The 13,815-nt window shown below is 46.7% G+C and carries 13 protein-coding genes; all 13 read left to right on the forward strand.

Annotated elements, in window-relative coordinates:
• The first annotated feature begins 39 nt into the window (after positions 1-39).
• The 13 genes from flhA (at position 40) to ccmA (ending at position 13,814) form a co-directional block, all read left to right on the forward strand.
• Positions 40-2,139 (forward strand): flagellar biosynthesis protein FlhA, encoded by a 2,100-nt coding sequence (gene flhA / locus ACZ5ZC_RS21605; RefSeq protein ID WP_041853026.1) that lies wholly within the window; start codon positions 40-42, stop codon positions 2,137-2,139.
• A gap of 28 nt (positions 2,140-2,167) precedes the next feature.
• On the forward strand, positions 2,168-3,685 hold the full coding sequence (flhF, locus tag ACZ5ZC_RS21610) for a flagellar biosynthesis protein FlhF (RefSeq protein WP_012841533.1): 1,518 nt from the start codon (positions 2,168-2,170) through the stop codon (positions 3,683-3,685).
• A 14-nt stretch (positions 3,686-3,699) separates the two neighbouring features.
• Positions 3,700-4,587, forward strand: coding sequence for a MinD/ParA family protein (locus ACZ5ZC_RS21615; protein WP_005380498.1), 888 nt, complete (start codon positions 3,700-3,702; stop codon positions 4,585-4,587).
• On the forward strand, positions 4,580-5,314 hold the full coding sequence (locus ACZ5ZC_RS21620) for an RNA polymerase sigma factor FliA (RefSeq protein ID WP_048625854.1): 735 nt from the start codon (positions 4,580-4,582) through the stop codon (positions 5,312-5,314). Before ACZ5ZC_RS21615 ends, ACZ5ZC_RS21620 begins: the two co-directional genes overlap by 8 nt.
• Before the next feature lie 45 nt (positions 5,315-5,359).
• Positions 5,360-5,728 (forward strand): chemotaxis response regulator CheY, encoded by a 369-nt coding sequence (cheY, locus tag ACZ5ZC_RS21625; protein WP_017635949.1) that lies wholly within the window; start codon positions 5,360-5,362, stop codon positions 5,726-5,728.
• 120 nt (positions 5,729-5,848) lie between these two features.
• Positions 5,849-6,589 carry a protein phosphatase CheZ gene (locus ACZ5ZC_RS21630; RefSeq protein ID WP_006741709.1) on the forward strand — a complete coding sequence of 247 codons (741 nt, stop codon included), beginning with the start codon at positions 5,849-5,851 and terminating at the stop codon, positions 6,587-6,589.
• Positions 6,590-6,598: 9 nt separating this feature from the next.
• Complete coding sequence (locus ACZ5ZC_RS21635) at positions 6,599-8,833, forward strand: chemotaxis protein CheA (RefSeq protein WP_330944428.1); 2,235 nt, start codon at positions 6,599-6,601, stop codon at positions 8,831-8,833.
• A 29-nt stretch (positions 8,834-8,862) separates the two neighbouring features.
• A complete protein-coding gene (locus tag ACZ5ZC_RS21640; RefSeq protein WP_047008842.1) occupies positions 8,863-9,975 on the forward strand; it encodes a protein-glutamate methylesterase/protein-glutamine glutaminase in 1,113 nt (370 codons plus the stop codon).
• A gap of 8 nt (positions 9,976-9,983) precedes the next feature.
• Positions 9,984-10,763 carry a ParA family protein gene (locus ACZ5ZC_RS21645; RefSeq protein ID WP_006741712.1) on the forward strand — a complete coding sequence of 260 codons (780 nt, stop codon included), beginning with the start codon at positions 9,984-9,986 and terminating at the stop codon, positions 10,761-10,763.
• Positions 10,753-11,871 carry a chemotaxis protein CheW gene (locus ACZ5ZC_RS21650; protein ID WP_464932277.1) on the forward strand — a complete coding sequence of 373 codons (1,119 nt, stop codon included), beginning with the start codon at positions 10,753-10,755 and terminating at the stop codon, positions 11,869-11,871. The genes ACZ5ZC_RS21645 and ACZ5ZC_RS21650 overlap by 11 nt, the downstream gene beginning before the upstream one ends.
• Before the next feature lie 35 nt (positions 11,872-11,906).
• The gene (locus tag ACZ5ZC_RS21655; RefSeq protein WP_005380507.1) at positions 11,907-12,401 is read left to right on the forward strand and encodes a chemotaxis protein CheW; all 495 of its coding nucleotides are present in this window, start codon (positions 11,907-11,909) and stop codon (positions 12,399-12,401) included.
• Between the two features lie 14 nt (positions 12,402-12,415).
• A complete protein-coding gene (locus tag ACZ5ZC_RS21660) occupies positions 12,416-12,910 on the forward strand; it encodes a DUF2802 domain-containing protein (RefSeq protein WP_046875563.1) in 495 nt (164 codons plus the stop codon).
• A gap of 286 nt (positions 12,911-13,196) precedes the next feature.
• Positions 13,197-13,814 (forward strand): cytochrome c biogenesis heme-transporting ATPase CcmA, encoded by a 618-nt coding sequence (gene ccmA, locus ACZ5ZC_RS21665; protein WP_012841536.1) that lies wholly within the window; start codon positions 13,197-13,199, stop codon positions 13,812-13,814.
• Position 13,815 lies beyond the last annotated feature (1 nt).

Genomic DNA, 13,815 nt, shown 5'->3' on the forward strand with positions numbered 1-13,815 from the left:
GCTAACGTGACGCTTCAATCGATTGAGATCTCTCGTAGTATGAAGTTAAGCCTGCCATTTGCAGATAAATTGCCACGAATCCCTCAGCGTGAAATGCCAGCTATTGGCGCGCCGGTGATGGTTTTGGCCACCTTAGCGATGGTGGTGCTGCCTATTCCAGCCTTTTTGCTGGATATGTTCTTCACCTTTAACATCGCGTTGTCGATGGTGGTGTTGTTAGTGACCGTTTACACACGTCGTCCGTTGGACTTTGCCGCTTTTCCGACAGTACTGCTGATCGCGACCTTGTTGCGCTTAGCGCTGAACGTTGCTTCGACACGTGTCGTCTTACTGCATGGTCACGAAGGCGGCAACGCGGCAGGTAACGTAATTGAAGCGTTTGGTAATGTCGTTATTGGTGGTAACTACGCGGTCGGCTTAGTGGTTTTCCTTATCTTAATGATCATCAACTTTATGGTGGTGACCAAAGGTGCAGGTCGTATCTCTGAGGTAAGTGCTCGCTTCACCCTTGATGCGTTGCCAGGTAAGCAGATGGCGATTGATGCGGACTTAAATGCCGGATTGATAGACCAAGAACAAGCAAGAGTTCGTCGTTTTGAAGTGACCAAAGAGGCGGATTTCTATGGTTCAATGGATGGTGCCTCGAAGTTCGTAAAAGGTGACGCGATTGCCGGTATTTTGATTCTGTTTATCAACATCATCGGCGGTCTGTCGATCGGTATGGCGCAGTATGGATTGGGTTTCGGTGAGGCAATTGAAATCTATACTTTGCTGACGATTGGTGACGGCCTAGTTGCACAGATTCCATCGCTATTGCTGTCGATTGCAGCGGCGATGATGGTGACGCGTCAAAACACCGATGAAGACATGGGTGAACAGCTGGTCTTCCAGATGTTCGACAACCCAAAAGCACTGATGATTACCGCAGCTATTCTCGGTGTGATGGGCATCGTACCGGGCATGCCACACTTTGCGTTTTTGAGTCTGGCGGTCGCGGCTGGCGCGGCGGCGTATTTCATCGATAAACGCCAAAAGCAGAAAGCGAAAGAACCGGCTTTACCAGCGAAAGCCGACGAAGGTGCAGAGCCTTCATCACAACGCGAACTATCTTGGGACGACGTCCAGCCAGTCGATATTATTGGCCTAGAAGTGGGTTACCGCTTGATTCCGCTAGTGGACCGAGACCAAGGTGGAGAACTGTTAGAGCGCGTAAAAGGTGTGCGTAAAAAGCTATCGCAAGATTTTGGGTTCTTAATCCCTGCGGTTCACATACGTGACAACCTTGAACTGACGCCAAACAGCTATCGAATCACATTAATGGGGGTTGCGGTGGGCGAAGCTGAGATTCGTCCGGATCAAGAGCTAGCGATTAACCCAGGTCAGGTGTATGGCATGATTGATGGCGAGCCAACCATTGACCCTGCATTTGGACTGGAAGCCGTATGGATTCGCGAAGATCAGCGTGAGCATGCTCAGGCGTTAGGTTATACGGTTGTTGACTCATCGACAGTATTAGCGACGCACCTGAGCCAGTTATTGACTAATAACGCATCGCAGTTGATTGGTCATGAAGAAGTAGAGAATTTATTAGAAATGTTAGGACGCAGCGCGCCTAAGTTGGTTGAGAACTTTGTTCCTGACCAATTACCATTAGGTGTGGTGGTGAAAGTCCTACAAAACTTGTTAAACGAGGCCATCCCAATCCGCGATATTCGCACGATTGTTCAAACTTTGGCTGAGTACTCAAGTAAGAGTCAAGAAGCTGACATATTGACGGCAGCAGTTCGAATTAGTCTAAAACGTCTAATTGTTCAAGAAATCAATGGTATAGAGCCTGAGCTGCCAGTGATTACTTTGATACCTGAACTGGAACAAATATTGCATCAAACTATGCAAGCATCAGGAGGCGAATCCGCGGGGATTGAACCGGGGCTCGCTGAACGATTGCAGTCTTCACTAAGCCAAGCGACACAGGAACAAGAATTGAAAGGCGAACCTGCCGTTCTGCTTACTTCCGGTGTATTACGCTCGACGTTGGCGAAATTTGTGAAGAACACAATACCTAATCTCCGGGTACTGTCTTACCAAGAAATCCCGGATGAAAAACAGATCAGAATTGTGCAAGCCGTGGGTAACTGATCTCACGCATCATTAATGGATTCATAGTTTGAAAATAAAGCGATTTTTTGCCAAAGACATGAGAACGGCGCTGCTCCAAGTGAAAGAGGAGTTAGGCGCGGAAGCGGTGATCATGTCAAACAAGAAAGTGGCTGGTGGGGTGGCGATTGTTGCGGCGATAGATAGTGAATCTAACCCGTCTCAAGCAAGCGCAGCGTCACAACAAAATCGCGGTGCTTCTCAATCGAATCGCTATAACGAACATCGTCAAATGTCATCGTCTTCTGCTGATCGTTATCAAGATCGTCATTTAGATGAAGATAAAATTAGCCTGAACAGTAATAACAGTAACAACGAAAAAACAGGCTCGATGACGCAGCGATTCGCTAACATGCTTAAGCAATATAGTGGTGGTGCAGCAGATGCTGACGATCATGTAGCGGAAAATGAAGATTCGCTCTCTGCTTTATTGCAACGCCAGAATAAGCATCGCGACGGCTACAACCAAGAAAAGCCAGCGCCATATCAACCAGATTCACCTTTGGCGAAGTTAATCGCACAAGATAATCGATTTGAGCGTCCAACGCCGAAGTTGGATCCGACACGCTATGATCGCCGCCGTCCAAGTGATGAGCGAGAAGAGTCTGCTGATGAGCTGGAGAGTATGCGCGAAGAGATGACGTCAATTCGTCGTCTTCTAGAGCATCAAGTCTCTGGCCTAATGTGGCAGGAAGTGGAACGTCGTGAGCCGCTCAGAGCAATGCTGATTAAGCGCTTAGAGCGTATGGGCGTTTCTCCGGAGTTAGCAGACCAAATGGCTTGCTATATCCCGGAAGATACAAAACCAGCGCGAGCGTGGAAAGCGCTGTTGTCGCTGGTGGCGGATCAAATCAATATTCCTAAACAGGACATTTTAAAACGTGGTGGTGTGGTCGCACTGTTAGGTCCGACGGGGGTGGGAAAAACAACCACCGTTGCGAAGCTCGCAGCACGTGCCGCCATGGAATACGGTGCCGACAATGTGGCCCTTGTGACAACAGATACATATCGCATAGGTGCACATGAGCAGCTCTCAATTTACGGAAGAATCATGGGTTGTCCCGTAAGAGTTGCTAAAGATTCTAACGAGTTAGCCGATGTTATATATCAGCTAAGAAACAGAAGACTGATTTTGGTCGATACGGCAGGGATGGGGCAACGAGATGTCAGGCTTTCTGAGCAGCTCGATACTCTAATGCAAGAGAGCGGAGAAGTGATTCACAGCTACCTTGTTTTGCCAGCTACCGCACAACGTCGCGTTCTACAAGAAACGCTGGATCACTTCCGACGCATACCACTTTCGGGTTGTATTATGACGAAGCTTGATGAGTCATTAAGTCTAGGCGAATTCATCAGTGTAGTGATTCAAAACGCAATGCCAGTGGCTTACATCGCTAATGGTCAGCGCGTGCCAGAAGACATTGTGATAGCGCAACCAAAATATATGCTTGCGAAAGCAAATGAACTGTTAGAGAAGTCGACAGAGAACGAACCTCACTTTTGGAACAGTGACAGTGAAGGACTCTAAGGCGGCGGACTACTATGACTGAGAATATGATACACGATCAAGCAAGCGGCCTCCGTCGCTTAACACAACCATCGTTGACCAAAGTGATTGCTGTTACTGGCGGCAAAGGTGGTGTGGGGAAATCAAACGTAACACTGGGTCTGGCGATTTGTATGGCTCGCCAAGGCAAGAAGGTGATGGTTCTCGACGCTGATTTAGGTCTGGCCAATGTGGACGTGATGCTCGGAATTCGTGCAAAACGTAATCTAGGACATGTCTTAGCGGGTGAATGTGAGCTAAAAGATGCGATTGTCGAAGGGCCTTATGGTATAAAGATAATCCCTGCAACTTCTGGCACACAAAGCATGACTGAGCTTTCTCACGCTCAACATGCTGGACTCATTCGAGCATTTGGTAGTCTTGAAGACGAAATGGACGTCCTGCTGATAGATACCGCCGCAGGCATTTCTGACATGGTAATCAGTTTTTCGCGAGCAGCTCAAGATGTCGTTGTGGTTGTGTGTGATGAACCAACTTCTATCACAGATGCATATGCGTTAATTAAGCTGTTAAGTAAAGAACACCAGGTCCAACGCTTTAAAGTTGTAGCAAATATGGTCAGAAGCTACCGTGAAGGGCGAGAATTGTTTGCAAAGTTGACGCTAGTCACAGAGCGATTCTTGAATGTCAGCCTTGAACTCGTAGCATGTATTCCATTAGATGATAAAGTACGACAGGCTGTAAAAAGACAAAAAATTGTCGTTGATGCGTTCCCTCGCTCACCTGCCGCTTTAGCTATCAGCTCACTAGCAAACAAAGCGTTAACGTGGCCACTACCGAAAACACCAAGTGGACACTTGGAATTTTTTGTGGAAAGGTTGCTAAATCGTACCGAATTCGCAGAGGACCCTTTTGGTGAATAAAGCGATAACCTATGACCAACATGGCAAGTTTAATAGCCAGCAAGCGTTTATAGAGCGCTACTCAGTGTTGGTTAAGCGCATTGCTCACCACCTATTAGGCCGTTTACCGCCGAGTGTTCAGGTAGAGGATTTAATTCAGGCCGGCATGATCGGTCTTATCGAAGCTCAGCAGAATTATGATGGTTCTAAAGGTGCGAGCTTTGAAACTTATGCAGGTATCCGTATTCGCGGTGCAATGTTAGATGACATGCGCAAAGGCGATTGGGTACCGCGTTCTGTTCATAAAAATAATCGAGAGATTAACCAAGCGATTGCGGAGCTGGAAGGCGAATTAAATCGAGATCCTACTGATTCTGAAGTAGCCACGCATCTCGGTATGACACTGGATCAATATCATAGTGCTCTGACCGATATCAACTGCTCAAAATTAGTCGGTATTGAAGATTTAGGCGTTTCTGATGATGTGATTTCACCTGCAGATGAAACTGATGACAGTAACCCATTCAAAGGGGTTGCCGATGAATCATTTCGAAAAGCACTGGTTGAATCAATAAAACAGCTTCCAGAGCGTGAAGCTTTGGTACTTTCGCTTTATTATGATGAAGAACTCAATTTGAAAGAAATTGGCGATGTGTTAGGCGTAAGCGAATCTCGCGTAAGTCAAATACTGAGTCAAGCGATGCAACGTTTGCGCACCAAGCTCAGTGCGTGGACACAAAATGACTAAAAACACTGATTTTACGATTCAGTGGAGGCAATTTTGAATAAAAACATGAAGATCCTTATTGTTGATGATTTCTCAACAATGCGCCGTATTGTTAAAAACCTGCTTCGTGACTTGGGTTTCAATAACACTCAAGAAGCGGACGATGGTTTAACCGCATTACCAATGCTGAAAAAAGGTGACTTCGATTTTGTTGTAACTGACTGGAACATGCCAGGTATGCAAGGCATCGATTTGCTTAAACACATCCGCGCGGATGCAGAACTTAAGCATTTGCCAGTTCTAATGATCACGGCTGAAGCGAAGCGTGAGCAGATCATTGAAGCTGCTCAAGCAGGCGTAAACGGCTACATTGTTAAGCCATTTACTGCTGCAACATTAAAAGAAAAATTAGATAAAATTTTCGAGCGTTTATAACTCTCTCTTTTTCTCTTTGTTATTCGAGTCATTCATACCAATTATTAAATACCTATTAAATGACTCGTTTAGCGTTTTTAAAGTGATAAGAAGAACTAAACGTAAAAGGGTCTATTCAGAATGATCTCACTAGAGCAGGCGAAGTCACTCGTTCAAATGCTAGAAAACGGGGAACAAGACCAAGCCAATATGCTTGTTGCCTCGATCTACGAAGGTGCCGAGAATCCAATGCTGCAAGAAATTGGAGCCTTAACTCGAGACCTTCACGAATCACTCAAGCAGTTCAGTCTCGATCAGCGCATGACCGAAATTGCGAAAGACGAAATCCCTAACGCAAGGGATCGTCTTAATTATGTGATCGAGAAGACAGAGCTAGCAGCCAACAAAACGATGGATGCAGTCGACTGCTGCCTTCCTATCGCTGACAACCTGCATGATTGCCTTCAGAAAGTTCGTCCTCAATGGAATGAACTCATGCACGGGCGCATCGAATTAAGCGAATTCAAAGCACTTTGTCACCGAATCGACGAGCTATTAGTTCAAGTCGAAGGTGACAGCACTGAGTTGCGTGGTCAATTGACCGAAATTCTCATGGCGCAAGACTTCCAAGACCTAACTGGCCAAATTATTCGCCGCGTAATTACGTTGGTAAATGAAGTAGAAGGCCGCTTAGTGGAAATCCTAACCGTATTCTCTGGAAATAAACCTGAAGAACACATTCAAGTTTTGTCAGAACCGGCAGATAAAAAGAATACACAAACAAGCGAAGCCGAAGGCCCGATTCTTCATCCAGAACTGAGAGAAGATGCGGTTTCATCGCAGGACGAAGTCGATGACTTGTTGTCCAGTCTTGGATTTTAAAGGTAACGTATGAGCTACGATTTAGACGAAGATATTCTTCAGGACTTTCTCATTGAGGCTGGGGAAATTCTCGAACTGCTTTCTGAGCAGTTGGTTGAATTGGAAAATAACCCAGAAGACAAAGACTTACTTAATGCAATTTTCCGCGGGTTTCACACCGTAAAAGGCGGTGCTGGCTTCCTGTCTTTGGCAGAGCTAGTCGATACTTGTCATGGTGCGGAGAACGTGTTCGACGTTTTACGAAACGGCCAACGCACGGTCACGCAAAACTTAATGGATACGATGCTAAAAGCGTTGGATACGGTCAATACCCAGTTCCAAGCCGTTCAAGATCGTGAGCCATTGGAAGCTGCGGATCCTGCCCTTCTTGAAGAACTTCATCGTCTATGTAAACCTGAATCAGAAGATGAAGTCGCTGCAACCGTGGTTGAAGAACCAGTGGTTACTCCTGAACCTGTCATTCCTGAGCCTGTTATTGAAGAACCTGCCGCGCCAGCGTCAAGTGTCGGCTCTGTTGATGAAATTACCCAAGACGAATTCGAAAAGCTGCTGGATGAACTTCATGGTAAAGGCTCAGCTCCAGGCGCTTCAGAACCTGCGACACCAACAACGCTATCAGAGCCCCCTCAATCAAGTGCGCCATCAGTTGAAAGTGGCGATATCACTGACGATGAATTTGAACGTCTACTTGACGAACTTCACGGCGTTGGCAAAAGTCCATCAGCGGCAGAGGCTGCAGCATCTGCACCAGTAGAACCTCCTAAAGCGGCAGAACCAGCTGCGCCAGTTGCATCGTCAGCAAATCAAGATAGTGACTTAATGACGGACGAAGAGTTCGAAAAGTTACTCGATGAGCTACATGGTGCGGGCAAAGGTCCTACGCTAGAAGAACTGGATATGGCAACGAAGCCGGCATCAGCAAACGTAGAGGAAAGCCCTGCGAAACCTGAGCCTGCGGTTAAGCCAGCACCAGCAGCTCCAACTCCGGCTCCAGCACCAAAACCAGAATCTAAACCTGTCGCGGTGAAAGAAGAGGCGAAAGCGCCAGCGGTTAAAAAGCCTCAGGCCGAGGCAACCGTTCGTGTCGATACCTCGACGCTTGATACCATCATGAACATGGTAGGTGAGCTTGTATTGGTCCGAAACCGTCTATTAAGTCTTGGTTTGAACAGCGACAATGAAGAAATGTCCAAAGCGGTCGCCAACCTTGATGTCGTAACGGCGGATCTGCAAGGCGCGGTAATGAAAACGCGTATGCAGCCAATCAAGAAAGTATTTGGCCGTTTCCCACGCGTTGTCCGTGACTTGGCGCGTAACCTAAATAAAGACATCGTGCTGGAAATGCGCGGTGAAGAAACCGATCTCGATAAAAACCTTGTAGAAGCATTGGCCGATCCATTGATTCACTTGGTTCGTAACTCGGTTGACCACGGTATTGAAATGCCAGACGACCGCGCGAAAGCAGGTAAATCACGCACAGGTAAAGTGATTTTGTCTGCATCACAAGAAGGGGATCACATTGAGCTATCCATCGTAGATGATGGCGGCGGTATGGACCCGAACAAACTGCGTGGTATCGCGGTTAAGCGCGGTATGATGGACGAAGATGCGGCGGCCCGTTTAACAGACAAAGAGTGCTTCAACCTTATCTTTGCGCCAGGTTTCTCAAGTAAAGATAAAATTTCTGACATCTCTGGCCGTGGCGTTGGCATGGATGTGGTTAAGACGGCGATCAACACCTTAAATGGTTCAATCGATATCGATTCTGAGCTAGGTAAAGGCACTAAGATCACCATCAAAGTACCACTGACGCTTGCGATCCTACCAACACTGATGGTTGGTGTTGGCGGTCATCCGTTTGCGCTGCCACTGGCATCGGTGAGCGAAATTTTCCACTTGGATCTGAGTCGCACAAACGTGGTAGATGGTCAGTTGACGATCATTGTGCGTGAAAAATCTATCCCGCTATTTTACTTACAGAACTGGCTAGCATCCAAATCACAAAACGTCGAAGAGCGTACTGGTCACGGTCATGTGGTTATTGTACAGATCGGTAACCAGCGCGTTGGTTTTGTTGTGGATACGCTTATTGGTCAAGAAGAAGTGGTTATTAAGCCACTCGATAATCTATTGCAAGGCACTCCGGGCATGGCTGGTGCAACAATCACTAGCGATGGCCATATTGCATTAATTCTAGATGTGCCTGATTTACTTAAGCGATATGCTGCGGCTTCACGCCTTTAAGCAAAGCTGACGTTATTAAAAGGAATAAGATGGCGATTAAAGTACTAGTCGTTGATGATTCGAGTTTTTTTCGACGTCGCGTGAGCGAAATCATCAACTCAGAATCGCGCCTAGAAGTGATTGACGTTGCGGTAAATGGCAGAGAGGCGGTTGAGAAAGCCAAATCTCTTAAACCGGACGTCATCACGATGGATATTGAAATGCCAGTGATGGATGGCATTACCGCTGTGCGTGAAATCATGGCAGCGGCTCCAACGCCAATCCTAATGTTTTCGTCCCTGACTCATGACGGGGCGAAAGCCACGCTTGATGCGCTAGATGCGGGCGCATTGGATTTCTTACCGAAAAAGTTTGAAGACATCGCACGTAACCGCGAAGAAGCGGTGTCACTGCTTCAGCAACGAGTTATTCAGATTGCTTCGAAGCGCGCTTTTATGCGTCGACCAATCACTCGCGCTGCTGCGAGTACCAGTGCGGCAGCTCGTCCACTAGGCTCAAGAACGGCTTCGCCAGCGACTCCAGCTCCTGCTCGACCAGCTGCGGCAAAGTTCCGAGCCTCCGGTAAGAAGTATCAACTGACCGCAATTGGCACGTCGACTGGTGGTCCGGTTGCTTTGCAAAAAATTCTGACGCGTTTACCGATGAACTACCCGCATCCAATCGTATTGATCCAACATATGCCGGCAACCTTTACTGCTGCATTTGCCAGCCGTTTGAATACCTTGTGTAAGATTCAAGTGAAAGAAGCCCAAGACGGCGATGTCTTACAGCCTGGTGTGGCATACCTTGCTCCAGGTGGTAAGCAAATGATGGTGGATGGTCGAGCGGGGGCTGCTCGTCTTCGTATCATTGATGGCGGCGACCGCATGAACTACAAACCATGTGTGGATGTGACTTTTGGTTCTGCAGCCAAAGTATACGGTGACAAAGTACTCTCTCTAGTGCTGACTGGCATGGGTGCAGACGGTCGTGAAGGCGCTCGCATGTTGAAGTCTGCAGGCTCAACTATTTGGGCTCAAGATGAAGAAAGTTGTGTTGTTTATGGTATGCCCCAAGCTGTTGCTAAAGCAGGCATTTCTTCAGAAGATTTACCGCTTGACCGCATTGCAGAACGCATGTTGGTGGAAGTTGGCCTAGCGTAGGATTCATCATGATTGTTTGGAGTGTAGCTAACCAGAAAGGTGGCGTGGGTAAAACCACCTCAACAGTGACATTAGCGGGTTTGCTGAGTCAAAAAGGTCATCGCGTACTGATGGTCGATACTGACCCTCACGCATCACTGACTACCTATCTTGGTTATGATCCTGACGCAGTAACTTCGAGCCTGTTTGATTTATTCCAGTTGAAGACATTCTCTCGTGAAACGGTGAGGCCGTTAATCCTAGAGACAAAACTGGAAGGGATGGATATCATTCCCGCGCATATGTCTCTTGCGACGCTTGATCGTGTCATGGGGAATCGCAGTGGGATGGGGCTGATCTTAAAACGAGCTCTACAAGCGGTCTCACAAGACTATGATTATGTGTTGATTGACTGCCCGCCAATTCTTGGTGTGATGATGGTCAACGCACTGGCCGCCAGTGACCGAATTTTGATTCCCGTTCAAACCGAGTTTTTGGCGATGAAAGGCTTAGAACGCATGATGCGCACGTTAACCATTATGCAAAAGTCTCGTCCGGGTGGTTTCAAAGTGACTATCGTTCCAACAATGTATGACAAGCGCACCAAAGCGTCTTTGCAAACATTGATGCAACTGAAGAAAGATTACCCAAATCAAGTATGGACCTCTGCGGTGCCGATTGATACCAAGTTCCGTGATGCTAGTTTAAAGCATTTGCCAGCATCGCATTTTGCATCTGGTAGTCGTGGTGTGTTTGCGTATAAACAGTTACTGATTTACCTGGAGAGGTTAGCGTTCGATGAGCAGTAACGACGTGCTTTCCAGTGAACAAGCGCTTGATGACTACTTTAATGCGCTACTGGGTGATGAGGCTGAAGCAACGACTCTTGAGGAAGAGCTTGACTTGCTGGCTCAAGAAATATCATCTGCAGAGCCAGAGCCAGAGCCAGAGCCAGAGCCAGAGCCAGAGCCAGAGCCAGAGCCAGAGCCAGAGCCAGAGCCAGAGCCAGAGCCAGAGCCAGAGCCAGAGCCAGAGCCAGAGCCAGAGCCAGAATTGCAGTTTCAATACTCGGAGCCGGAAACTTACCAGTTTCAAGAAGCGTACCCGCCAGAATTGGAAGCCCCAAATCTGGAAGATGTGCAAAGGTTATTAAGTCAGCTTGAAGCAAGCAACCCTGTAGCCGAGTTAGATATTGATAGTATTCTTGAACAAAATACGATTGATATTGCAGCAGAAATAAAAGCGGCTGAGCCAGACGTACAAACCGTTAGTGAGGCGCCCGAGTTACAAACAGTTGAAGAGATACAAGACTGGGCGATTGATGCGCCAGTTTTTGAGGAAACTCAGCCAGAACTGGTTGAACCTCAATCGGTGATTGAGCATGATGTCAATATAGAATCGAACGTTGATACCGAGCTCGAGACACAAACAGGTTCCGAAATACCAACTGACTGGGAAAGCACGAAGCGAAGTGAAGATTTTCAAGTGCTTTACTTTGATGTGAATGATGTCACGTTTGCCGTACCGCTTGATGAGTTAGGTGGTATTCATCGCATCAGCGAGCTTAACCATTTGATAGGAAAGCCCGCCTGGTATTTGGGGCTACAAACAAATCGTGAGCAACAGTTTGATGTCGTCGATACCGCGAAATGGGTGATGGCAGATAAGCTTCGCGATGACAGTTACAAAGATAATTACCAATACGTTGTCATGCTTGGAGAGAGCATGTGGGGGCTGGCCAGTAACCAACTAATGGGTACGGAAACGCTCAATATCGACAAGGTTCGCTGGCGTGAACAGGCGGGTAAGCGCCCTTGGCTAGCGGGCATGGTAAAAGAAAAAATGTGCGCCTTAATTCATGTCCAGGCGCTCATTGACATGCTAAACGCCGGTTTAGATGTCAAATCACTGAATTAGATTTAAGTCGGGAACGACATTAACGAGGATTAACTATGTCTCAAGCTTTTGAAGTAGAAGTGAAGAAAGATGCATCGAATGACGAAGTTCTTCAGTGGGTGACGTTCCAGCTAGAAGAAGAAACGTACGGCATCAACGTAATGCAAGTTCGTGAAGTACTTCGTTATACTGAAATTGCACCCGTTCCAGGTGCGCCAGATTATGTTCTGGGTATCATCAACCTGCGTGGTAACGTGGTTACTGTTATCGACACGCGTTCGCGTTTCGGCCTGATGGAAGGCGAAGTTACAGATAATACTCGTATTATTGTGATCGAGTCAGAGCGTCAAGTGATTGGTATTTTGGTAGATAGTGTGGCAGAAGTGGTTTACCTACGTTCTTCTGAAATTGACACGACGCCTTCTGTTGGTACTGATGAAAGCGCGAAGTTCATCCAAGGTGTGAGCAACCGTGACGGCAAACTTCTTATCCTTGTGGATTTGAACAAGCTCCTAACGGATGACGAATGGGACGAGATGGCTCACCTATAATGGGCTGAATAATGATGGCTGAAGAGACTCTTTTATCTGTTCCATTCCTTGCGGGTGGCGTCGCTTTTATCGTGTTGGTGTTGGTTGTTTTGCAACTGCGCATTCGCTCGGGGTTGCAAAAGCAAGTAGACCAGCAACGAGCACAGTCTCGACATGTAGATAAAGAAGTACAAAAGTTGAGTAAGCAGTTACTCGAAGTGCGTTCGGTTGTCGTTGGTCTTGGACAAAAAGTAACGGAACAACAAGACATTATTCAGCACCTAAACGAGAGAATTCGTGAACTCGAGCACGCTGATACTGATGGTCGCTTGTACAGTCGAGCTTCTAAAATGGTACAGCTTGGTGCAGATATCAATGAGCTCATTGAAGAGTGTGAACTGCCAAAAGCTGAAGCGGAATTGATGCTTTCACTACAGAAAAAACTGGCGGGAAAAGAGAAAATTCCACCACTAAGCGGTCAGCCATCAGATGATGCAGAATACCCGACGCGTGGACGTCGTCGACGCTAAAGGTTTTAAAGCGATAAAAAGAGGCGATAAGCCTCTTTTTTTGTGTTCGGTTACTAATTATCTTTTTGCAATACAGCCCTAGGTTACCTTGAGCTCTCTTCATTCTTAGCACTCGCTCCCCAAGTTAAAATGAGAGCTTATAACTACTTATAGTTAATTTTATTAAAGTGTGACGATTAATTAACAAAAATACATGAACTTACATACATCCCAGCCCTCTTATCCTGTTTTGTCATAACTAAGCTGTGCTAATATAGCGCTTCGTTCATTTTTTAGTTGAAGCTCTATGTTAGAAGTATCTAACCTGACAGCGATCCGTGATGAGAGGGTCCTGTTTGAAAACCTGCAGTTTGAAATTAAGCCTGGTGAATTGGTCCAGATAGAAGGGCGCAATGGTACTGGCAAAACTACGTTACTACGTATTGTGACAGGTTTAGGTGATAGAGAAGAAGGCATCATTAAGTGGAAAGGAGAAGAGGTTGAAAAATCTCGTGATGTTTTCCATCAAGATCTGCTGTTCTTAGGGCATCAAACTGGAGTGAAACGAGAGCTTACCGCACTAGAAAACTTACGTTTTTACCAATCTATTCAAAATAACCGCTCTTCTGACGAAGAAATCTTCACTGCTTTAACTCAAGTTGGTTTAGCTGGTCGAGAAGATGTGCCTGTAGCACAGCTTTCCGCAGGTCAGCAACGACGAGTGGCACTAGCAAGGTTATGGCTCAGTAAGCAAATTTTATGGATTTTAGATGAACCGTTGACCGCCATCGATAAGCAAGGCGTCAAAGTGCTTGAATCTTTGTTCGCAAGTCACGCTGATAATGGCGGTATTGTCGTGTTGACTACGCATCAAGATATGTTTTCGGACAGCCCGAAACTTAGAAAAATAAAGTTGGGTGATTGAT

This window comes from Vibrio sp. JCM 18905 (assembly GCF_055393305.1).